At 71.1% G+C, this 20,892-nt stretch carries 22 protein-coding genes and 1 tRNA gene; 8 read left to right on the forward strand and 15 right to left on the reverse strand.

The window, feature by feature from the left end; genetic code table 11:
* The 3 genes from ACTJK8_RS16425 to ACTJK8_RS16435 all read left to right on the forward strand — a co-directional run.
* Nucleotides 1-1,111, forward strand: a 1,111-nt coding sequence (locus tag ACTJK8_RS16425) for an ABC transporter substrate-binding protein (RefSeq protein WP_440762232.1), incomplete at its 5' end; no start/stop codon positions are given.
* Between the two features lie 120 nt (nucleotides 1,112-1,231).
* Nucleotides 1,232-2,245 carry an NAD(P)H-quinone oxidoreductase gene (locus ACTJK8_RS16430; RefSeq protein WP_029359958.1) on the forward strand — a complete coding sequence of 338 codons (1,014 nt, stop codon included), beginning with the start codon at nucleotides 1,232-1,234 and terminating at the stop codon, nucleotides 2,243-2,245.
* Nucleotides 2,246-2,359: 114 nt separating this feature from the next.
* Nucleotides 2,360-2,665, forward strand: a complete 306-nt coding sequence (locus ACTJK8_RS16435) for a hypothetical protein (RefSeq protein WP_012319914.1) — start codon at nucleotides 2,360-2,362, stop codon at nucleotides 2,663-2,665.
* A gap of 42 nt (nucleotides 2,666-2,707) precedes the next feature.
* Here ACTJK8_RS16435 and ACTJK8_RS16440 read toward each other — a convergent pair whose 3' ends face one another.
* The 10 genes from ACTJK8_RS16440 to ACTJK8_RS16485 all read right to left on the reverse strand — a co-directional run bounded on the left by ACTJK8_RS16440 (nucleotide 2,708) and on the right by ACTJK8_RS16485 (nucleotide 12,162).
* A complete protein-coding gene (locus tag ACTJK8_RS16440; protein ID WP_012319913.1) occupies nucleotides 2,708-3,589 on the reverse strand; it encodes a 3-hydroxybutyryl-CoA dehydrogenase in 882 nt (293 codons plus the stop codon).
* A gap of 183 nt (nucleotides 3,590-3,772) precedes the next feature.
* Complete coding sequence (locus ACTJK8_RS16445; RefSeq protein WP_012319912.1) at nucleotides 3,773-4,726, reverse strand: electron transfer flavoprotein subunit alpha/FixB family protein; 954 nt, start codon at nucleotides 4,724-4,726, stop codon at nucleotides 3,773-3,775.
* Nucleotides 4,727-4,793: 67 nt separating this feature from the next.
* Nucleotides 4,794-5,543 (reverse strand): electron transfer flavoprotein subunit beta/FixA family protein, encoded by a 750-nt coding sequence (locus ACTJK8_RS16450; RefSeq protein WP_012319911.1) that lies wholly within the window; start codon nucleotides 5,541-5,543, stop codon nucleotides 4,794-4,796.
* A gap of 169 nt (nucleotides 5,544-5,712) precedes the next feature.
* Entirely contained in the window at nucleotides 5,713-6,285 is a 573-nt protein-coding gene (locus ACTJK8_RS16455; protein WP_012319910.1) for a cob(I)yrinic acid a,c-diamide adenosyltransferase, read from the reverse strand.
* 12 nt (nucleotides 6,286-6,297) lie between these two features.
* The gene (locus ACTJK8_RS16460; RefSeq protein ID WP_024829616.1) at nucleotides 6,298-6,930 is read right to left on the reverse strand and encodes an acyloxyacyl hydrolase; all 633 of its coding nucleotides are present in this window, start codon (nucleotides 6,928-6,930) and stop codon (nucleotides 6,298-6,300) included.
* Between the two features lie 138 nt (nucleotides 6,931-7,068).
* Nucleotides 7,069-7,254: a twin transmembrane helix small protein gene (locus ACTJK8_RS16465; protein ID WP_012319908.1), complete on the reverse strand. Its 186-nt coding sequence runs from the start codon at nucleotides 7,252-7,254 to the stop codon at nucleotides 7,069-7,071.
* Nucleotides 7,255-7,320: 66 nt separating this feature from the next.
* Nucleotides 7,321-9,960 (reverse strand): TIGR02302 family protein, encoded by a 2,640-nt coding sequence (locus ACTJK8_RS16470; protein WP_012319907.1) that lies wholly within the window; start codon nucleotides 9,958-9,960, stop codon nucleotides 7,321-7,323.
* 132 nt (nucleotides 9,961-10,092) lie between these two features.
* The gene (locus tag ACTJK8_RS16475) at nucleotides 10,093-11,301 is read right to left on the reverse strand and encodes a polyhydroxyalkanoate depolymerase (protein ID WP_012319906.1); all 1,209 of its coding nucleotides are present in this window, start codon (nucleotides 11,299-11,301) and stop codon (nucleotides 10,093-10,095) included.
* 235 nt (nucleotides 11,302-11,536) lie between these two features.
* Nucleotides 11,537-11,782 (reverse strand): hypothetical protein, encoded by a 246-nt coding sequence (locus tag ACTJK8_RS16480; RefSeq protein WP_012319905.1) that lies wholly within the window; start codon nucleotides 11,780-11,782, stop codon nucleotides 11,537-11,539.
* Between the two features lie 170 nt (nucleotides 11,783-11,952).
* Nucleotides 11,953-12,162 (reverse strand): hypothetical protein, encoded by a 210-nt coding sequence (locus tag ACTJK8_RS16485; RefSeq protein ID WP_024829618.1) that lies wholly within the window; start codon nucleotides 12,160-12,162, stop codon nucleotides 11,953-11,955.
* A gap of 378 nt (nucleotides 12,163-12,540) precedes the next feature.
* Here ACTJK8_RS16485 and ACTJK8_RS16490 point away from each other — a divergent pair, with 378 nt between their 5' ends.
* The 3 genes from ACTJK8_RS16490 (at nucleotide 12,541) to ACTJK8_RS16500 (ending at nucleotide 13,555) form a co-directional block, all read left to right on the forward strand.
* The gene (locus tag ACTJK8_RS16490) at nucleotides 12,541-13,194 is read left to right on the forward strand and encodes a Maf-like protein (protein WP_012319903.1); all 654 of its coding nucleotides are present in this window, start codon (nucleotides 12,541-12,543) and stop codon (nucleotides 13,192-13,194) included.
* Complete coding sequence (locus ACTJK8_RS16495) at nucleotides 13,191-13,376, forward strand: DNA gyrase inhibitor YacG (protein ID WP_012319902.1); 186 nt, start codon at nucleotides 13,191-13,193, stop codon at nucleotides 13,374-13,376. The genes ACTJK8_RS16490 and ACTJK8_RS16495 overlap by 4 nt, the downstream gene beginning before the upstream one ends.
* Before the next feature lie 103 nt (nucleotides 13,377-13,479).
* A tRNA-Phe gene (locus tag ACTJK8_RS16500) sits at nucleotides 13,480-13,555 on the forward strand.
* A 97-nt stretch (nucleotides 13,556-13,652) separates the two neighbouring features.
* On the opposite strand, the gene ACTJK8_RS16505 is transcribed toward ACTJK8_RS16500, so the two are convergent.
* Nucleotides 13,653-14,405, reverse strand: coding sequence for a Crp/Fnr family transcriptional regulator (locus ACTJK8_RS16505; protein ID WP_012319901.1), 753 nt, complete (start codon nucleotides 14,403-14,405; stop codon nucleotides 13,653-13,655).
* A gap of 212 nt (nucleotides 14,406-14,617) precedes the next feature.
* Between ACTJK8_RS16505 and ACTJK8_RS16510 the strand changes: the two genes are divergently transcribed.
* Entirely contained in the window at nucleotides 14,618-15,595 is a 978-nt protein-coding gene (locus tag ACTJK8_RS16510; RefSeq protein ID WP_012319900.1) for a phosphoribosylaminoimidazolesuccinocarboxamide synthase, read from the forward strand.
* A 53-nt stretch (nucleotides 15,596-15,648) separates the two neighbouring features.
* Here the strand turns inward: ACTJK8_RS16510 and ACTJK8_RS16515 are convergent, their stop codons facing one another.
* The 3 genes from ACTJK8_RS16515 to ACTJK8_RS16525 form a co-directional block, all read right to left on the reverse strand.
* Nucleotides 15,649-15,930 carry a DUF2312 domain-containing protein gene (locus tag ACTJK8_RS16515; protein WP_012319899.1) on the reverse strand — a complete coding sequence of 94 codons (282 nt, stop codon included), beginning with the start codon at nucleotides 15,928-15,930 and terminating at the stop codon, nucleotides 15,649-15,651.
* Nucleotides 15,931-15,985: 55 nt separating this feature from the next.
* Entirely contained in the window at nucleotides 15,986-17,167 is a 1,182-nt protein-coding gene (locus ACTJK8_RS16520; protein ID WP_012319898.1) for an alpha/beta hydrolase, read from the reverse strand.
* A gap of 85 nt (nucleotides 17,168-17,252) precedes the next feature.
* Nucleotides 17,253-18,617, reverse strand: coding sequence for an MFS family transporter (locus ACTJK8_RS16525; RefSeq protein ID WP_012319897.1), 1,365 nt, complete (start codon nucleotides 18,615-18,617; stop codon nucleotides 17,253-17,255).
* A gap of 238 nt (nucleotides 18,618-18,855) precedes the next feature.
* Between ACTJK8_RS16525 and ACTJK8_RS16530 the strand changes: the two genes are divergently transcribed.
* The gene (locus ACTJK8_RS16530) at nucleotides 18,856-19,656 is read left to right on the forward strand and encodes a DUF1236 domain-containing protein (protein WP_012319896.1); all 801 of its coding nucleotides are present in this window, start codon (nucleotides 18,856-18,858) and stop codon (nucleotides 19,654-19,656) included.
* A 54-nt stretch (nucleotides 19,657-19,710) separates the two neighbouring features.
* Here ACTJK8_RS16530 and hrcA read toward each other — a convergent pair whose 3' ends face one another.
* Complete coding sequence (gene hrcA / locus ACTJK8_RS16535) at nucleotides 19,711-20,766, reverse strand: heat-inducible transcriptional repressor HrcA (protein WP_085985315.1); 1,056 nt, start codon at nucleotides 20,764-20,766, stop codon at nucleotides 19,711-19,713.
* Nucleotides 20,767-20,892: the final 126 nt, after the last annotated feature.

Raw genomic sequence — 20,892 nt, forward strand, 5'->3', positions numbered from 1 at the left:
CGGGGCCTCGATCCCGCAGGCCGTCCAGCTCGCCGCCGACGAGATCAACGCCCAGGGCGGCGTCGACGGCCGCCAGATCCAGGTCGTCACCTACGACGACAAGTCCTCCGCCTCCGACGCGGTCCGCGCCTTCCAGCGGGCGGTCTCCGAGGACAAGGTCAACCTCGTCATCGCCAGCTACATCTCGGAGGTCGTGCTGGCGCTGATGCCCTGGGCGGCCCGGCTCAAGACGCCGATGATCACGCCGGGCGCGGCCTCGAACGAGATCAGTCTCGCGGTCCACAAGGACTACGCCCGCAACAAGTACACCTTCCACGGCTACCTGACCTCGGCGGCCCTGGCCCAGTCGATCTGCGACTCGACCAAGGACTTGCTGATCGACCTGATGAAGGTGAAGACCGCCGCGATCATGAGCGAGGACGCCGCCTGGACCCGGCCGCTCGACGTCGGCTACGAGAAGTGCCTGCCGGAGATCGGCGTGAAGGTGGTCGATCACATCCGCTTCTCGCCGGACACGGGCGACTTCACGCCGATCTACAACAAGATCGAGGCGGCCAAGCCCGACCTGATCGTCACCGGCATCTCGCATGTCGGCGTGCAGCCGACCGTGCAGTGGCAGAATCAGCGGGTGCCGCTCGCCATGACCGGCATGAACTCGCAGGCGACCTCCTCGACCTTCTGGGCCAATACCAACGGCGCCACGCAGGGCGTGATCTTCCAGAGCATCGCGGTGCCGGGTGCCGCGATCACCGACAAGTCGCTCGCCTTCAGTGCCGCCTTCAAGAAGCGCTTCGGCAGCGACCCGTCCTACGCCGGGTACATGGCGTACGATCAGGTCTACTACACGGCCGACGCGGTGAAGCGGGCCGGCACCACGGAGGCCGACAAGCTCGTCGACGCCCTGGAGAAGACCGACTGGGTCGGCACCGTCGGCCGCACGCAGTTCTACGGCAAGGACGACCCGTTCACCCACTCGATCAAGTACGGGGCGGGCTTCGTCACCGGCCTGATGGCGCAGTGGCAGGACGGCAAGCAGGTCGCGGTCTGGCCGAAGAGCCTCGCGCAGGGCGCGATCGTGCTGCCGGCCGCCGTGAAGGCGGCGGCCCGCTAGCGGCACACCGGACCGGTGACGCGCGCGCGGCTTGCCAAGCGCGCCCGTTGCCGCAAGTAGAGCCGGACCGCGACACCGTGAGCGCGGCCGACACGACGTGCGCGCGGAGGACAATCGCTGATGGCCACCACCGACCTGCCCGGGAGCATGCGCCAGATCCGCTACGCGGGGTCCGGTGGACCGGAGGTGATCAGCCTGGAGACCGCGCCGGTGCCGAGCCCCGGGCCCGGTCAGGTCCTGATCGAGGTGGTGGCCGCCGGTGTGAACCGGCCCGACGTGGCGCAGCGGTCGGGGGTGTACCCGCCGCCGCCCGGCGCCACCGAGATTCCCGGCCTCGAGGTCGCCGGCCGCGTGGTCGCGCTCGGCAGCGGGGTCGAGAATCTGACGGAAGGGGACGAGGTCTGCGCCCTGGTGATCAGCGGCGGCTACGCCGAGTACGCTGTGGCCGAGGCGGCCCACTGCCTGCCGCGGCCGAAGGCCGTCGCGCTGGTCGACGCCGGCGGCCTGCCGGAGACGTTCTTCACGGTCTACTCCAACGTCGTGCAGCGCGGTCGCCTCGCGCGCGGCGAGAGTTTCCTCGTGCATGGCGGGTCGAGCGGCATCGGCGCCACGGCCATCCAGATCGCCAAGCACGTCGGCGCCCGGGTCTTCGCCACCGCCGGCTCGGCCGAGAAGTGCCGGTTCTGCGAGGATCTCGGCGCTGACGCCGCGATCGACTACAAGCAGGCGGATTTCGCCGAGGAGGTGAAGCGCCTCACCGAAGGGCGCGGCGTCGACGTCATCCTCGACATGATCGGCGCGAGCTATCTCGCCCGGAACCTCAAGTCGCTGGCACCGGACGGCCGGCTGGTGATGATCGCCCTGATGGGCGGCTACAAGGTGGACGGGCTGAACATCACGCCGATCATGCGCAACCGGCTGACCTTCACCGGCTCGACGCTACGGCCGCGCACGAAGGCCGACAAGGCCGCGATCGCCGACGGCCTGCGCCGGGACATCTGGCCGGAGCTGGAGGCCGGACGCATCCGGTCCGTCACCCACGCCACGTTCCCGCTGGAGCGGGCGCGGGAGGCGCACGAGCTGATGGAATCGAGCGCCCATCTCGGCAAGATCCTGCTGACGACCGGGCGCTAGCGCCGGCCCCGTCAGGAACCCGCCTCGGCGGCCCCGCGTTGGCGGCCGGTAACGAGATCGTGTCGCACAGCGCCCGTTCCGGCGTGTGGCGTCCCGCCGAGGAAGGTTTTGCACATGGCCGAGAGAATGAACCCCAACGAGAGCCGCCAGGGCGAGCGCGGCAAGCCCGTGCTCTGGGTCCTGGTGGCGAGCCTCGTCCTGCTGGCGATCGCCACCGTGGGTCTGCTCACGTGGAACGGCGCCAATTCGCCGAAGGACTACGCCAGCCAGAGCCAGGACGCGTCGCGCAAGGAGGTGACCGGATCGGTCAACGGCCAGTCGAGCGGCGCGTCGCCGTCGAACAGCACCGGCGTCCCGGGCGGCAACCCGTCCTACCCGCAGCCGGCCCAGCCGGGCGCGAACGGCGGCGCGGCGAAGTGAGCGCTCGCGGGACGGCCACGGGCCGTCCCGCGTCCGGCGCGCTCAGCGCGTCGGGATCGGCGTAGGGCCGCGGTAATCGTAGAAGCCGCGCTTGGCCTTCCGGCCGAGCCAGCCGGCCTCGACATACTTCACCAGAAGGGGGCAGGGCCGGTACTTCGAATCGGCCAGACCTTCGTACAGCACCTGCATGACCGACAGGCAGGTGTCGAGGCCGATGAAATCGGCCAGCTGCAGCGGGCCCATCGGGTGGTTGGCGCCGAGCTTCATCGCGGTGTCGATCGACTCGACCGATCCGACGCCCTCGTAGAGCGTGTAGATCGCCTCGTTGATCATCGGCAGCAGGATCCGGTTGACGATGAAGGCCGGGAAATCCTCCGACATCGTCGACGTCTTGCCGAGCTTCGCGATGAACGCCTTGGCGGACTCGTAGGTCGTGTCCTCGGTGGCGATGCCGCGGATCAGCTCGACGAGCTGCATCACCGGCACCGGGTTCATGAAGTGGATGCCGATGAACTTCTCCGGCCGGTCGGTCGCGGCCGCCAGACGGGTGATGGAGATCGACGACGTGTTCGTCGCCACCAGGGTCTCCGGCCGCAGCGATCCGCAGAGCGTGCTGAAGATCTCCCGCTTGGTGGCCTCGTTCTCGGTCGCCGCCTCGATGACCAGATCGCACGGTTCCAGGGCGGCGAAATCGCGGGCGGGGACGATGCGCGCGCGGGCCTCGCCGCTGTCGCCCTCCGTCAGCGTGCCCTTCGAGACGAGGCGCGCGAGGCTGCCCTCGATCACCGTCAGGCCGTTCTCGAGCCGGGCGGGGTCGCGATCGTTCAGCAGGACATCGAGGCCGGCGGTGGCGCAGACCTGCGCGATGCCGCTGCCCATCTGGCCCGCGCCGACGATGCCGACCCGCTTGATCTCCATATGCATGTGCCGACCTGTGCCCCCAATGCGAATGCCGCGACACGGCCGCGCCGCCCACGGGGCGGCACGAACGCGACGGCACCGCGCGAAGTCTCGCCGTTGCAGCCTTCTAGACCAATCCTCGATCCGGAAGGAACCCGTGATGCCGCGTTCTGCGACAATGCTCGCGGATTGCCGGAACCGGTTCCGTTACTGGCCCTTGGCTTTCCCGATCTCGGATTGCAGCTCAGGCACGACCTGGAAGAGGTCACCGACGAGCCCGTAATCGGCCACCTGGAAGATCGGCGCGTCCTCGTCCTTGTTGATGGCGACGATGACCTTCGAGTCCTTCATGCCGGCGAGGTGCTGGATCGCGCCCGAGATGCCCACCGCGACGTAGAGGTCCGGCGCCACAACCTTGCCGGTCTGCCCCACCTGCCAGTCGTTCGGCGCGTATCCGGCGTCGACGGCGGCGCGCGAGGCGCCGACGGCGGCGCCGAGCGTGTCGGCCAGCGGCTCGATCAGCTCGTGGAACTTGTCCGACGAGCCCAGCGAGCGGCCGCCCGACACGATGATCCGCGCCGAGGCCAGCTCCGGCCGGTCGGACTTGGCGATCTCCTCGCCCTTGAAGCTCGAGCCGCCCGCCTCGGGCGCGGCCGCCGACACGGCCTCCACCGGCGCCGCGGCGCCACCCTCTTCCGCGGCCTTGAACGCCGCCGTGCGCACCGTGATCACCTTCTTGCCGGCGGGCGCCTGCACGGTCTGGATCGCGTTGCCGGCGTAGATCGGACGCTCGAACGTGTCGGGCGCGACGACCTTGATGATGTCGGAGACCTGCGCGACATCGAGCAGGGCGGCCACGCGCGGCAGCACGTTCTTGCCCGTGGTCGAGGCCGAGGCGATGATCGTGTCGTAGGGTTCGGCGATGGCGGCGATCAGGGCCGCGACGGGCTCGGCGAGGTCGTGGTCGTAGACGCCGTCCTCGGCGTTCAGGACCTTCTCGACGCCGTCGAGCTTCCCGGCGGCCTCGGCCACGGCCTTCGAGCCCGTGCCCAGCACCAGGGCGTGGATCGGGCCGCCGATCTCCTTGGCGGCGGCGAGCGCCTTCAGCGTGCTGTCCTTGATCTGGCCGTTGCCGTGCTCGACGAAGAGGAGTGTCGTCATGGTCTGGGGGTGCCCTCGAGGGTGATGGTGCGGGGCTCGACCGTCGACCGGGAGCCCCGCCTGCGGATCAGATGACGCCGGCTTCGACCTTGAGCTTCTGGACGAGCTCGGCCGCGGAAGCGACCTTCACGCCGGCCGAGCGGCCCGGCGGCTCGGCGGTCTTCAGCACGGTGAGCCGCGGGGTCACGTCGACGCCCAGCGCGTCGGGTGCCAGCTCCTCCAGGGGCTTCTTCTTGGCCTTCATGATGTTGGGCAGCGACGCGTAGCGCGGCTCGTTGAGGCGCAGGTCCGTCGTCACGATCGCCGGCAGCCTGAGGCTCACGGTCTGGAGGCCGCCGTCCACCTCGCGGGTGACGTCGAGGCTGCCCTCGCCGGGCTCGATCTTGTACGCGAAAGTGCCCTGCGGCCAGCCGAGCAGGGCGCCGAGCATCTGGCCGGTCTGGTTCGAGTCGTCGTCGATCGCCTGCTTGCCGAGGATGACGAGCTCCGGGCTCTCCTTCTCGACGACGGCCTTCAGGAGCTTCGCGACGGCGAGCGGCTCGCAGTTCACGTCGGTCTTGACCAGGATCGCGCGGTCGGCACCCATGGCGAGCGCGGTGCGCAGCGTCTCCTGCGCCTGCTGCGGGCCGATCGACACGGCCACGATCTCGGTGACCTTGCCCTTCTCCTTGAGGCGGATCGCCTCCTCGACGGCGATCTCGTCGAAGGGGTTCATGGACATCTTGACGTTGGCGAGCTCGACGCCGGAGCCGTCGGCCTTCACGCGAATCTTGACGTTGTAGTCCACCACCCGCTTGACGGGCACCAGCACCTTCATGGCGGTCACGATCCTTCCCCGGAGGATTCTTGTCGTCGTGCAGGCCACTCCCACGGGCGCTCGGAGGCGCAGCGTGGCCGGGGCACGCAAGGCGCCGGACCGTAACGGCCACATTTCCGCCTTGTCAACGCGGCGCCGTGGCGGCCCCGCGAAAACCCGCGATGCCGGCTCAGCGATTGGCGCCGGGCACCCAGAGCACGTCGTCGGCGCCGTCGGCGTTCGCCGCCCGGCTCGCCACGAACAGGAAGTCCGACAGGCGGTTGAGGTAGCGCAGCGCCTCCGGCGAGACCGTCTCGCCCTCCCGCGCCGCGAGGCTGACCGCCAGCCGCTCGGCGCGCCGGCAGACGGTCCGGGCCAGGTGCAGGGCCGCCGCCGCGGGCGAGCCGCCGGGCAGCACGAAGGATTTCAGCGGCGGGATCGCTGCGTTGAGGGCGTCGATGTCGCGCTCCAGCCGGTCGACCTGGCTCGCCACGATGCGCAGCGGCTCGTAGGGGAGGGGCTCCGGGGTCGGCGGCGTCGCGAGGTCGGCGCCGAGGTCGAACAGGTCGTTCTGGATCGCCCCGAGCATCCCGTCGAGGGGGCCCTGGGTGTGCAGCCGCGCCATGCCGATACAGGCGTTGGTCTCGTCGACGGTGCCGTAGGTCTCGACCCGCAGGTCCGCCTTCGAGCGCCGCTGCCCGTCCGCCAGCGCGGTCGTCCCCTTGTCGCCGGTCCTCGTGTAGATGCGGTTGAGCTTGACCAAGGGGGGAATGCCTCAGAACGTGTAGCCGATCTTGCCGCCGTAATTGGTCAGGCCGCGGTTGTTGGCGCAGAGCCCGGCATTCGACATGTGCTCGACCGTCGCCATGATGCTCCAGTGCTCCGTCAGGCGGAAGCCCAGGGCGGCCGCCTCGCGGAACATCGGCGAGCAGCCGAGGGTGTTGAAGCCGTAGGGCGTCTCGGCCTTCGGGCCGGTCCAGCCGTTATGCGCCACGCCGCCGAAGAACCCGTCGAGGAACACGCGGCGGTTGAAGGTCTCGGGGAAGATCTCGAGGGTCCAGGTCGCGCCGAGATAGGCGTAGCTGGTCCGGCCGCCGGTGTTGTAGCTGCCGCCGACCGTCGGGCGCGGCACGAAGGCCTGCCAGAACGGGTCGTCGCTGATGCGCGGCTTGGCGAACAGGATCTCGCCGTTGACGTTCGCCTTGCTGAAACCGGGGAGCTTGCCCTCGGCGCTGCCGGGATCCTGCACCGCGCCGCCGATGCGGATCTCCGACACGATGCTGAGCGGCTGGACGGGCGCCGCGTAGGCAGCGGGCGGGGGCGGCGACGCGAGGTCCGCGGCCGCGGCCGGCAGGATCGCCGCCGCGGTCAGATAGCCGAACACACAGAGGCGGGAAGGGGCAGTCATGCGGGCTCGGCCGTTCAGGCGCAGCGATTTGCTTCTACCGAGCGTAGCAGAGGCCCGCCGAGCGCGGCGGGCAATTCATCCTTTACCCAATCGAAAGGTGTTGGGTGCGGCGGCGCGGTCACACCCCCCCGGCCGCCCTCAGGCGGACCGCCACCAGACCACGCCCATGATGATCACGATCGCCACGAACTGCAGGAGCACGCGCAGGCGCATCAGCTTCTGCGAGAGGTTGACGCTGCCGCCGCGCATCATGTTGGCGAGGCCCAGGACGAGGACGGCCGCGACGGCCAGGCAGGCGATCAGGACGAGGGTGTTGGACGACATGCGGTCGAAGATCCGGGTGGGGCGGGAGCCGCGATCCGGCTCCGCGCGTCGTGTTGTGGCGGGCGCTCAGTTGCGGCGGAGCAGGCGCTCGAAATAGTCCAGCTCCTCGCGGGGACGGCTCGGGTCGCCCAGCTTGCGCCGCAGCTCCTCCATGATGCGCCGGGCGCGCTGGACCGCCGATTCGTCGGCCGTGGGGACGCGGACCCGCCCGTCGCTCATGTCGCGGCCGCGGGTCGGCCGCCCGAGGGGATCGTCGTCGCGCGCCCCGGCCTGACCCTGCTGGCCCGGCTGCTGGCCGCCCTCCTGCTGACCCTCGCCCTGGCCCTCAGCCATCTCCTGCATCTGCTGGGCCATGCCGTCGGCGCCGCGTTTGAGGCCGTCGAGGGCGCGCCCCTGCGCGTCGACCGCCCCGTCCGAATCGCCGTCCTTCAGGGCGTTCTCGGCCTCGCGCATGGCCTCCTCGGCGTCGGAGAGACCCTGCTCGCCGCGCATGCCGTTCTCCTTCATGCGCTTCTGGAGGTCCTCGAGCCGCTGCCGGAGCGCCTGCTGGCGCTCGCCGACGCCGCCCTGCTGGCCCTCGCCCTGCTGCCCTTGGCCTTGCTGCCCCTGGCCCTGCTGGCCCTGCCCTTGCTGCCCCTTCTGACCCTGCTGGCGCTGGCCCTGCTGCCCCTGGCCCTGCTGGCCGCGCTGGCCCTGCTGCGGCTGGCCGCGATTCTGCGGGCGCTGGCCGCCGCGCTGCTCCTCGCCGTCCTTGAAGGTCTCGTCGCGCAGGCCCTGCTGCTCCCGCGACATCGCGTCGAGGTCGCGCATCTGCTTTTGCATCTCGCGGGACGCCTGATCGGAGCGGCCACCGCGCTCGGCGGTCTGGAGATTCTCCAGGATGTTGCGCAGCTGCTCCATCAGGCGCTGCGCCTCGGCGGTGTCGCCGCGCTTCATCGCCTCCGCCATGTCCTGGATCATCTTGTCGAGATCCTCCGGCGTGACGGTCTTGGTCTGTCCGTTGTTCTGGCCGCGCTCGCTCTGCTCGCGGGGCTCGCGGCCCTGCTTCTGCGCCATCTCGGACAGGAACTTGTCGAGCGCCTGCTTCAGGTCCTGCGTCAGCCGCTTGATCTCGTCGTCGGGCGCGTTGCGCTCGATCGCCTCCTTCAGCCGGTCCTGGGCCTGACGGAGCTGCTTCTCGGCATCCGAGAGGTCGCCGTCCTCGATCTTGAGGGCCATCTCCCACAGGAGGTCGGCCACCGCGACGAGGTCGGAATCCGTGCGCGCGCGGCGCAGCCGCTCGGTCGCCGTGCGCAGGCCGAGGAAGATCGCGGGCTGCGGCGTGAAGGTGTCGGGCGCGACCAGCAGGGCGTCCAGCGCCCCCTGGACCCAGCGACGATCCGTGTCGGGCGCGGTGACGAGGCGGCGCCGCTGCTCGGCGAGCGCCCGCGCCAGCGGCTCGCGGAACGGCCGCGCCGGCAGGACGATCTCGGTGTCCGGCGTGCGCCCCTCCTGGCCGGCCTCGTCCTTGACGACGATGCGGTAGCGGACCTTCGCGCCGGACCACGGACTGTCCGTGAGGTCCACGAGGGTCTTGGTATCGGTGTCGCCGCTCGCGTCGCCGGGCAGCGCGAGGTTGATCTGCGGGACCGGGACCAGGGCGCGGGCGGATTTCAGCGGCTCGATCACCGCCTCGGCCGAGCTGATCCCGTAATCGTCCTTCGCCCGGTAGGTGAGGTTGAAGGTGCCGCGCCCGTTCACCTCGGGACCGCCGACGGCGGTCACCTCCGGCGGCCGGTCGGGGATCGCGTCGACGGTCAGGCGCTGCTTGCCCGCCGGGGTCACGATCGTCAGCGCGGCGCCCCCGACGATGCGGTAGCGCTCCTCGCGCAGATCGGGGCGCGCCTCCTGGCCCGGGACCGGGACCAGGCCGGCATTGGGCGTGAGGGTCGTCTCGGACGCGGCCTTGCCCTGGCCGGCGATCCGCACGATCAGCTGGGCATTGACGGGCGCGCGCAGGTGCTGGTCGCTCCCGTCCATCGCGATCAGCAGCGGCGGGAGCCGCGTGTAGAGCGGCGGGTCGATCCAGCCGTCCACGCGAAAGTTGGGCCCCGGCGCCGCCGGCTCCTGCCAGTCGAAGGCGGCACCGATCCTCTGGCGCCACTCGGGACCGGCCACGAACAGGCTCGCGACCGCCGCGACCACGAGGCCGGCGCGCAGCGCGAAGGGATCGTGCCGGGTCATGCCCGGCCGCGGCAGGCCGACCCGCAGGGCCGAGATCGCCTGCGCGGCCCGGCGCTGGTGGAGATCCCACAGCAGCCGGCTCCCCGGATCGGCGGCACCGACGGCGAGGCTGTCCTCGGCCGCCGAGGCCGGCCCGTGGCGCAGCTTCGGGTCGCGGGACGCGGCCTCGCGGTCGAGCCGCGCCAGGGCCAGGCGCCGGTCCGGCCGTCCGACGTGGATCAGCGGCAGGAGCGCGGCCACGAGGAGGGCGCCGAGGGCGCCGAGGCCGATCTGGCGCCAGAGCGGCGTGAGGTCGAGCCACACGCCCGCCCAGGAGACGACCAGGAAGAGCAGACCGACGCCGATCCCGCGCCAGAGCACCGGCCACGCCTGCTCCCACAGGGCGGCCGCCCGCGCCTGCGCCACGAGCCGGTCGAGCCGCGTGGACGCCGCGTCCGCTCCGCCCGCGCTGGTCTTGCTCTCGGTGCCGTTCCTGCCGATCACGCCGACCGTTCCGCCTCACGCCGAAGGAGTGGCCCACGGAGCCGCGCTCGGCGGGCCCCGTCACACGTGCCTAGCATGGTGGGCCGCGCAGGTCGGCGGGTCAAATCGGCGCGACGCGCCCGACCGGCCCGGTCAGTTGTGCGCCTGGATGAAGTTGCGCACCTGCGGGTAGATCTGCGTCTCCCAGCGCCGACCGGCGAAGACGCCGTAATGGCCGACGCCGGCCTGGAGGTGGTGGGTGCGCATGTACGGGGCGAGGTCCGAGCACAGGTCGTGGGCCGCCATGGTCTGCCCGACCGCGCAGATGTCGTCCCGCTCGCCCTCGACCGTCATCAGCGCCGTGCGGCGGATCGCGCGCAGGTCGATCGGCTCGCCCCGGTACGACACCGCGTTCCGGGCCAGGGCGTGGTCCTGGAACACGGTCTTGACCGTCTCCAGGTAGAAATCGGCCGCGAGGTCGAGCACGGCGAAGTACTCGTCGTAGAAGGTCTCGATCGCCTCGGCCTTGTCGTGCTCGCCGTTGGCCATGTGCCAGAACAGGTCGGCGTGGCCCTGGATGTGGCGCTTGGCGTTCATCGCCATGAAGGCCGAGACCTGCACGAATCCCGGATAGACCTTGCGGCCGGCGCCCTTGTGGCGCGACGGCACCGTCGCGATCAGGTTCTTCTCGAACCACTCGATCGGCTTGGAGGTCGCGAGCTCGTTCACGCCCGTCGGGTTGATCCGGCAATCCACCGGACCGGCCATCAGGGTCATGCTGCGCGGTGCGGCCGGATCCTTCGCCTGCGCCATCGCGGCGGCGGCCACGAGGGCCTGCACGGCGGGCTGGCACACCGCCACCATGTGGGCGCCTTCGCCCATCGTCCGCAGGAAGCGGATGAGGTGGCTCACGTAGTCGTCGAAGCCGAACGTCCCCTCGGCGAGCGGCACGTCGCGGGCGTTGTGCCAGTCGGTGATGTAGACGTCGTGGTCCGGCAGCATCGTGCGCACGGTGGCGCGGAGCAGCGTGGCGAAGTGGCCCGACATCGGCGCCACCATCAGCACCTTGGGCTGCTCGGTGTGGATGTCCTTCTTGAAGTGGAGCAGCGTGGCGAAGGGCGTGACCTCGACCGCCTCCTCTGAGACCGGGACGCTCCGGTTCCCGACGGTCACCGAGTCGATGCCGTAGGGCGGCCGCGCGAAGGTCAGGCCGGCGCGCATCATCATGCGGGCGCCGGCGGACATCCAGGTCGCCGGCTCGCCCCACCCGACCCAGGGCGACCAGATGTCGTTCAGCAGCCGGCCCCACGCCCGGGTCTGGGCGGCGATGTCGGTCTGCAGGTCGAACGCGTCGTACAGCATCGGGCAGGCACTCGCTTGAGCCCTGCCCGGCACGCGGGCTATCGGGGCGGCGACGTTGGCGGATGCCGGAGTGGGGGTTGCATCAGCGTGGCCGTGCAGGATGGGTCCCGTTCCCGGGGGCGGCAACTGTCCGTTGGGCGGATGCGAACAAGAATCGTCGCGACGTGACTTTGATGCACCAGACGCCGCGCCGGTCACGCTGGTGCGCGCCGAATCGCCTGGCGCAGCCCTGGCCTCACGAGGCGCGGCGGATCGCGGGACGCGGCTCGGCCTCGCTCCGGCGATGCTCGCAGGCGACCTTGAGGTAGCGGTCGCTGCCCCCCGGCAACCCGGCCTGGGCGGCCATCGTCTGGGCGTGCATCAGGCATTCCATCGGCGTGTGCGCCGGCGCGATGATGACGTCGAGGGCGGTGTCCCGGGAGCAGTCCTGGGCCAGCAGCGTGCCGGCACAGACGAGGGCAACGGAGAGCAATTCCGACATGACGGACCTCAGCTTCGAGTGATCGAAAGGTCCGCGGGGTGCTCCGGCGTGCGAGCCACCGCGTTGTCGTTGCCTGGGGGCTTCCTCCGGTTGCTGGAGACTTCGAAGCACGTCACGTGCCAGCGCGGCGCGGGGCCTCGGAGGCCGGGGACGTGGCGATCGGGCCGGGCTCAGTCGCGGGCGGGAAGCCAGTGCGTCTCCGGCTCGTCCGCCGGCAGGAGCGCCGCGACCGCGTCGAGATCGACCACGTACTGGTCTGTGAGCCGTTGCCACATCTCGATCGGCGAGGCGACCTGCGGCCGGAGCCCGTCGAGGGCGCGGGCGAGCAGGGCGGCGTTGACGAGCTTCGGGCGCTGCACGAGCGGATCAGCGTTCAGCATCGATGACGATCCCATTCGGATGCCGCCATCCTCGGTCGATCGTGGTTAACGCCGGGTTACGGCCGCGGTCGTGACCTTGGGCTGTTCTTGCGAGCACCGCCGGGCGGATCTCTAATCTGGATCCGCTGCCGGGTTGGACGTCCCGATGCGCCGCCGAACCTGACCGGTGCTGCCGGCGCGCGTGCCGGGCGGTCAGGGATCGCGCGCTCGAGGCGGCGCGCGCCCGCGCCAACGGCCTGGCCCGCTCGAGTTCACAAGCCGGACCCCTTCCCTTATCAGGCTGGCGCATCGAGCCTGTCCCGGCCGACGAAGTGCCGCCGCGCAGGGCGCGCACGGCTCCGGTCGCGCGGCTCCGGTCGATTGTGCGAACGGGACATCATGGACGCCAAACCTGAAGCGATCGGCGCGACGCCGGAGCCGACAGCGCGACTCGTGCTCGCCTCCGCTTCGCCGCGCCGCCTCGCGCTCCTCCAGCAGATCGGGATCGAGCCGGCGGCGCTCCTGCCGGCCGAGATCGACGAGACGCCGCGCAAGGCCGAGCCGCCGCGCGAGCTGGCGCGCCGCCTCGCGCGGACGAAGCTCGCCACCGCCGAGGCGGCGCTTCACCTGGAGGACACCGCGACACCCACCTGGCTCCTGTCGGCCGACACGGTGGTGGCGGTCGGGCGGCGCGTCCTGCCGAAGGCCGAGGTTCCCGACGAGGCCGCGGATTGCCTGCGCCTGCTCTCGGGGCGGCAGCACCGGGTCTACACGGCCGTCTGCGTCCTCTCGCCCCGCGGGCGCCGCGAGCGGATCGTCGAGAGCCGCGTCCGGTTCAAGCGCCTCTCGGGCCGCGACATCCAGGGCTACGTGGCCTCGGGCGAGTGGCGCGGCAAAGCCGGCGGCTACGCGATCCAGGGACTGGCCGGAGCCTTCGTGGTGAAGCTGGTCGGCTCGTACAGCGGCGTGGTCGGCCTGCCGCTCTACGAGACCCTCAGTCTGCTCGACGGCGAGGGCTATCCCGTCCGGGCCGGGTGGGGCGCCCTGGCATGAGCCGCGAACGCCGGCCGCCGCCCTGTCCGATCTGCCGACAGCCGTCCGTGCCGGATTTCCGGCCGTTCTGCTCCCAGCGCTGCGCCGACGTCGATCTCGGGCGCTGGCTCAACGAGCGCTACGCGATACCCGAGGAGCGCGATCCGGACGCGCCGCCGCCCTCGCCGGATCCGGAGGACTGAATTTTTCGGCCTTCCGGTCACGTCGGCGTCACGCGAGGCTGGACAGGCCGCCAAGCACTCACTATACCCCGCGACGTCCGAGGCCGACACCGGCGCGGACGACGCCCAGGTAGCTCAGTTGGTAGAGCATGCGACTGAAAATCGCAGTGTCGGCGGTTCGACTCCGTCCCTGGGCACCATCAGCTCGCTGAGCGCCCGATCCTCGGATCGATAGAGCCCGCGACCGAGAACACGCCTCCTTCTCGACGATGAGCGGTCTCAGCGCGCGCGTGCCCGTCAGCGCGTCTCCGCATCGCGCAGGTGCAGGTAGGTCGGGTCGAACTCCGCCGCCTCCTGCAGCCCGGCCCAGTCGTTGACGGTGAGGCGGCGACCCCGCAGCGCGATGAGGCCGGCGGCTCGCAGATCGCGTACCGTGCGGTTGACGTGGACCGACGTGATGCCGAGGGCATCCGCGAGTTCCGGCTGCGTCATCGGCAGGTCGCAGGTCAGGTCGGGCGCCAGCCCGACCGCGCCGAGCCGCGTCACCAGCTCGCAGAACAGGTGGGCCATCCGGGCATAGGCTTCGCGGCGCCCGGTATTGAGCATCCACTCCCGGACCATGGCGGCGTCGATCAGCGTCGCGCGCCAGAACACCTCGTTGAGCCGCGGGTGTGCCCGCAGCATGGCACGGACCGCGTCGTGCTGGACGAAGCCGAGGCGGCAGGCGCTCACCGTGGCGATGTTGATGTCGAGCACCTCCAGGAACAGGCTCTGGAAATCCGGCACGTCCCCGGGGACATGGTAGCTCATCACCTGCCGCTTGCCCGCACGGGTCGACTTGTAGGTGCAGGCGATCCCGCTGAGCAGCGCGAAGCTCCGGGACGGGCGGTCGCCCTCCCGGATGATGTCCTGATTGGGCTCGAACTGGGCGACCTGCATGGGGATCGTGGCGAGCGCGGCGCGCTCCGCGTCGGTCAGCCGGAACAGGGCCACCGTCTCGATCCGGCGTAGGAACGGGTCTCTGCCCGACGGTTGGGGTGTCTCGTACATCGCGCCTCGGCCGTCCGGGAGACGCGTTCGGCGCCTTGCGGCCGGTCATCCACCGTCGTTGGTCCCCGCGTAAGTGTAGGGTTCCGGGCGGGCCCGACCAGGGCGAGGGCGGGCGCCGCGCGCCCTCGCGGGGGCCAGGACTGGAATTTCCCGGCCCGTCCGCGCACAGAGGTCCGACGGCGCGGTCGCCGTTCAGCCTGACGGAAAGCCCGATGAACACGGCAGATCTCGCCCCGCACGCGCATCAGGTCCTGCGCGACGCGACCCTGCCCGAGTTGCCCCGGCACTACCGCGGCAAGGTTCGGGACAATTACGACCTCCCTGACGGCCGGCGCATCCTCATCACCTCGGACCGGATCAGCGCCTTCGACCGGGCGCTCGCGGCCATCCCGTTCAAGGGCCAGGTCCTGACCCAGACCGCCCGCTACTGGTTCGAGCAGACCGCCGACCTCTGCCCGAACCACGTCATCGCCTATCCCGACCCGAACGTGGTGGTCGGCCGGCGCCTCGAGATCCTACCCGTGGAGGTGGTGGTGCGCGGCTACCTCGCGGGCACCACATCGACGTCGATCCTGACGCGCTACCGCGCCGGCGAGCGGGACATGTACGGCCACCGCTTCCCCGACGAGATGCGGCCGAACCAGCGGCTGCCGGAGGCGATCATCACGCCGACCACCAAGGCGTTCGACGGCGGCCACGACGAGCCGCTCACCGAGGCGGAGATCCTCGAGCGCGGATTGCTGACGCGCGCGCAGTGGCGGACCGTGTCCGAGGCGGCCCTGGCGCTGTTCGCGCGCGGGACGGCCCTGGCGGCGGAGCGCGGCCTGATCCTGGCCGACACGAAGTACGAGTTCGGAACGGATCCGGAAGGCCGGATCGTCCTCGCCGACGAGATCCACACGCCGGACAGCAGCCGGTACTGGTTCGCCCAGAGCTATCCCGAGCGCTTCGCCGCGGGTTCGGCCCCGGAGAGCTTCGACAAGGACTTCGTGCGCAACTGGGTCGTCGCCCGCTGCGACCCCTACAAGGACCCGATCCCGGAGATTCCGGCCGAGGTCGTCCTGGAGACCGCCGCGGTCTACATCCGCGCCTACGAGACGATCACCGGCGCGCGCTTCGTCCTGCCGGACCCGGCGGAGGATCCCCTGGAGCGGATCCGGCGCAACATCGCCGCCTACCTCGCGGCCTAGCTGCGATACGCGGAGAGGGGTGCGGCGCCCGGCGCCGCACCCGGTCGAGCGTGTCAGGCCGCGACGGCGATCGGGGCCGGCGACGGCGCGTCCATGGCGCGCAGGTAGACGTCGAGGAGCGTCTCCTGCTCGTCGCGCTCGTCCTTGTCCTGCTTGCGGATCTTCAGGATCTCCTTGAGCACCTTCACGTCGAGACCCTCGCCCTTGGCCTCGGCGAAGACCTCCTTCTTGGCCTCCATCAGGTCCTTGATCTCCTCCTCCAGCCGTTCCACGCGCTCGATGATCGAGCGGATGCGGTCGCCCGCGACGCCCACGGTGTCGGTCATGTCGGTCATGCAGTCCCTCGTCGGATGACGGCGGCACCCTCGCCGCGACACGGTAAGCGGCGGGTTAAGGCTGGGCCGGAGCCCGGACCCGGCCCTGGATCCAGCCGACGATCGCGTCCGCCACCGCGTCGCTGTTCGATTCCAGCATCATCATGTGGCCGTTGCCGCGGATGCCGTGCTCGGCGAGCGCCAGCCGGTCCGGTCGCGCCCCGGCCTGGGTCAGGAAGGCCGCCGTGCAATCGTCCATGGTGGCCCGGAACGAGGCCTCGGCGGTGACGATCACCGCCGGGACCCGGGCGAGGTTCGGCAACCGGCGCGCGGGCTCGGCCTGGAGCCAGCAGCGGATCTTGTCGGGCGCGGCGGCGCTCTCGGCCTGGACGACCGTCAAGTCGGCCGGACCGCTCACCGGCGGCTCGAAGTGCAGCGGCACCCGGGTGATGCCGTAGGGCCGCGCCCGGGACTCGCCGACGCGCTCGTACCACTCCGCGCCGCCCTTGAAGCGGATGTCGTAGAAGGTCGGTCCGTTGGGCTCCACGGCCACGTGCGCCTTCACGAGGTCGGGCCGCTGATCGGAGACCGCCCAGCCGAAGACGCCCGCCTGCGAGTGCGTCAGCAGGATCGCGGGGCCGATCGTCTCGAGCAGCGCGACCAGCGCCGGATCGACCAGTTCCTCGCTCTTCAGCGCGCTGGCGATGTAGGGCACCTGGGAGAGGTAGAACTGGTCGAAGGCGGCGTTGCCGCGGACTCCCGCGCCGCCCGGCCACTGCGTGTGAAGCTTCGCCTGCGGGTAGAGCGCGAAGCGCTCCTGGCCGGTGAACACCGTCTCCAGATCCTCGGCGGGCAGGCGGGCGTAGGGACCGTAGGTGTCCGGGTCGCCGCCCGAGCGGCCGCGGCCGACCTGGTCGACGACGTAGACCGCGAAGCCCTTCGCGGCGAAGCGGTCGGCCCAGCCCGGGCGCCCGTCCGGGGTGCCGAGGAAGTTGGTCCCGGTCTGCGCGGTGCCGTGCACCAGGACGATCGGGTAGGGCTGCGTCACCCGCTCCGGGGCGCGGTACTCCACGAACATCTGCCCGGACGCCGTCGTCTTGCCGCCCGCCGTGGCGTAGCGGCCGCCGACGAAGAGGTAGCCCGCGGGCCGCGTCGGCCTGAACGGCGCGTCGGCGGTTCCCGGCTCGGCGGCCCCGGAGCGCGCTGCGGTCGCGAGACAGAGCAGGGCCAGCGCCCCGACGGCGGCATTCCTGAACATGGCGTCCTCCCGCGGGCGTCTGGCGCGCCCGGCGGGAGCCATATCAGCGTGAAAGGCCGGCCCGGTCCAGCCGGGCGGCCCTCGTTCAGGCGTGGGCGAGACGGGGCTTCTTGCCCAGCGCCTCCTCGACGGTGCCGGCGCCGTCGAGATAGCCGTGGACCTTGGGGTTCGGCATGATCAGCGAGGCCACGAAGGCGACCGCCATCAGGACAGTCACGTACCAGAAGAACGTGCTCTCCATGCCGTTGTCCTTGAACCACAGGGCGACGAACTCGGCGGTGCCGCCGAAGGTGGCGTTGGCGACCGCGTAGGACAGGCCGACGCCGAGGGCGCGGACGTTGGTGGGGAACAGCTCCGCTTTCACGATGCCGCTGATGCCCGTGTAGAACGACACCACCGCGAGGCCGAGGGAGATCAGCGCGAAGGCGAGGTAGGGGTCCTTGTTGGTCCCGAGAGCCGTCATCAGCGGCACCACCATGAGCGTGCCGAGGCCGCTGTAGAGCAGCATGTTGGCCTTCCGGCCGATCCTGTCGGAGAGCGCGCCGAAGAGCGGCTGGATGATCATGTAGACGAACAGCACCGCCGTCATCGTCTGCGACGCCGAGGTCTTCGGCATGCCGGCGGTGTTGACGAGGTATTTCTGCATGTACGTCGTGAAGGTGTAGAAGCTCAGGGAGCCGCCGGCCGTGTAGGCGACCACGACCAGGAACGCCCGCCAGTGCTTGGCCAGCGCCGAGAAGGTGCCGGCGGTCTCCTTGTCGCTGCTGTCCTTCGTCTCGGCCAGCGAGCGCCGCAGATAGAGCGCGACGACCGCCAGCGCGGCGCCGATGAAGAACGGGATGCGCCAGCCCCACGCGGTGAGTTCCTGACCGGTCATTACCGTCTGCAGCAGCACCAGGACCAGCGAGGCGAGGAGCTGGCCGCCGATCAGCGTGACGTACTGGAACGAGGCGAAGAAGCCGCGCCGGCCCTTGATCGCCACCTCGCTCATGTAGGTGGCCGAAGTGCCGTACTCGCCGCCGACCGACAGGCCCTGGAGCATGCGGGCGAGGAGCAGCAGCACGGGCGCCAGCGTGCCGACATGCTCGTAGGTCGGCAGGATGCCGATCAGCAGCGAGCCGAAGCACATCATCAGCACCGAGATGACCATCGAGGTCCGGCGGCCGACCCGGTCGGCGATGCGCCCGAACAGCCATCCGCCGATCGGGCGCATGAAGAAGCCCACCGCGAAGATGCCGGCGGTCTGCAGGAGCTGGCTGGTGGAATCGCCCTTCGGGAAGAAGGCCGGCGCGAAGTAGAGCGCGAAGAACGCGTAGCAGTAGAAGTCGTACCACTCGACGAGATTGCCCGAGGACGATCCGACGATCGCCCAGATCCGGCGCTTCCGGTCCGCAGCATCATCGAGGGCACTCGGTGCGATACCGATCGTATCGTCTCGAGAGGCGGACATGGCGTCTCCGTGGATCAATCTTGATGCCGGCCGAAACCGGTCTCTTCTTCGTGCGGCGCGACGTTACAGGTGACGCGCCTGATCGCAAGACCGTGATCCGACTTAGCCGAGGACAGCGCGGGCGGGTGTCACCGGCCGCGCGTCCACAGTGCCGCGGGACGGAACGGTTCGCCCCGAGGCCCCGTTGCGGCCCGGCGTGGGCGTCGATGGCGCTCCGACCACCCCAGGAGGAGAAGCCATGAAGCGGATTCTGAGAGACACGGTCGCGGCGGCCCTCGTCGTCGCCGGAGCGGCGACGGCGTTCGCGCAGGGCGGCCCGGGCGGCGGCGGGGCCGGACCCGGTGGCGGCGGCGCCGGCGGTCCCGGTGGCGCGGCCGGTGCGGGCGCCGGTCCGGCCGGTGGCGGTGCGGGCGGCGGTGCGGGCGGCGGCATGCGGGGTGGCGCCGGCGGGGCCGAGGGCGGGGCGATGCGCGGTCCCGGCGGGGCCGAGGGTGGCCCGCGCGGCGCCGAGCCGGGCGGCGCCGCCGGTCGCGGTACCGAGGGGCCGGGCCGTCCGGGCGGCGCGGCCGAGCGCAACGGACCGGCGGACCGGGGCGGGCCGGCCGCGAATCCCGGTGCCGGCGATCGCGGGGACCGGGGCGAGCGGGGTGGGCGCGAGCCCGGCGCCGGTCCCGAGCGCGGCAACCGCGACGCGGCCGGTCCCGCGCGCGGCGATCGCGGTCCGGCCGCGGAACGGGGTGGCCGCGCCGGCGCCCGCGACCGCGGCGCCGTCCGCGGCGCTGTCGGCCGCCTCGATACCCGTCAGCGGACCGAGTTCCGCAGCTCGATCACGCGCCTGGGTGTCTCGCCGCTCCGGGACGTGGCCTTCGGTCTGGCGGTGGGCACGGCGATCCCGCGCTCGATCACCCTCCACCGGCTGCCGCCGGCGATCATCGAGCTGGTGCCGGAATACGAAGGTTACGACTTCATCCTCGTGCGGGACGATATCGTGATCATCGATCCAGACACCTACGAGATCGTGGACGTGATCCCGGCCTGAGCGGGCGGTCACAGGACGATCGGTGTGCCGGGCGGATCCTCTGCCCGGTGCCCTCTACCGCCCGCCGTCCAGGAGCTTCGACACCACGCGCGCCGTGTAGTCGACCATCGGCACGATCCGCGCGTAGTTGAGCCGGGTCGGACCGATCACGCCGACGACGCCGACGATCTTCTGCGAACCGTCGCGGAACGGCGCCGCGATCAGCGAGGAGCCCGACAGCGAGAACAGCTTGTTCTCCGAGCCGATGAAGATCCGCACGCCCTCGCCGCCCTCGGCGCGGGACAGGAGATCGATCACGTCCTTCTGGGTCTCCAGATCGTTGAACAGCAGGCGGATGCGCTCGAGGTCCTCGACCGCGCGCAGGTCGTCGAGCAGGTTGGCCTGCCCGCGCACGATCAGCTGGCGCGCCTCCGACGGGCCGACCGGCGTGGCGAGCCCGGCATCGACGAGGCGCTCGGTGATCGCGTCGAGCTCCCGCTTCATCGCCTTGCGGCCGGCCTCGATCTCGGCGCGGAGCGTGCCGAGCGTGCGGCCCTGCAGGCGCGCGTTCAGGAAGTTCGTCGCCTCCTGGAGCGCGCCGGCCGGCAGGCCCGGCGGCAGGTCCACGAGGCGGTTCTCCACCGAGCCGTCGTCCGAGACGAGGATGACGAGGGCCCGGGCCGGATCGAGGCGCACGAACTCGATGTGCTTCAGGTTGACGTTCGCCTTCGTGGTCAGGACGACCCCGGCGCCCCGGGAGACCCCGGACAGCATGGTCGAGGCCTCGGCCAGGGCCGAGTCGAACGTGTGGCCCGAGGCGGCGGCGCGCATCTGCGCCTCGATCCGCGCCTGCTCGTCCTGGCTGACGTCGCCGAGCTCGAGCATCGCGTCGACGAAGAAGCGCAGGCCCAATTCCGTCGGCAGGCGGCCTGCGGACGTGTGCGGGGCGAAGATCAGGCCGGAATGCTCCAGATCCGCCATGACGTTGCGGATCGAGGCCGGCGACAGCGCCATCGGGAGGATGCGCGCCAGGTTCCGGGACCCGACCGGCTCGCCGGTGGTGAGGTAGCTCTCGACGATCTGCCGGAAGATCTCCCGGGCACGCTCGTTGAGGGCGGCGAGCGCCTGCATGGACTGGCCGTTCGGGAAGTTGGGACTGGGGTGTGTCACGAGGTCATCCTGTGGTCCGATCATGTCCAACCGTCCCGCGCGGATCAATCCGCACGGCGATGCTTGCCCGTGGTTGCGCGGCGGCCT

The organism is Methylobacterium sp. 22177, assembly GCF_052045615.1.
Classification (GTDB): Bacteria; Pseudomonadota; Alphaproteobacteria; order Rhizobiales; family Beijerinckiaceae; genus Methylobacterium; species Methylobacterium radiotolerans.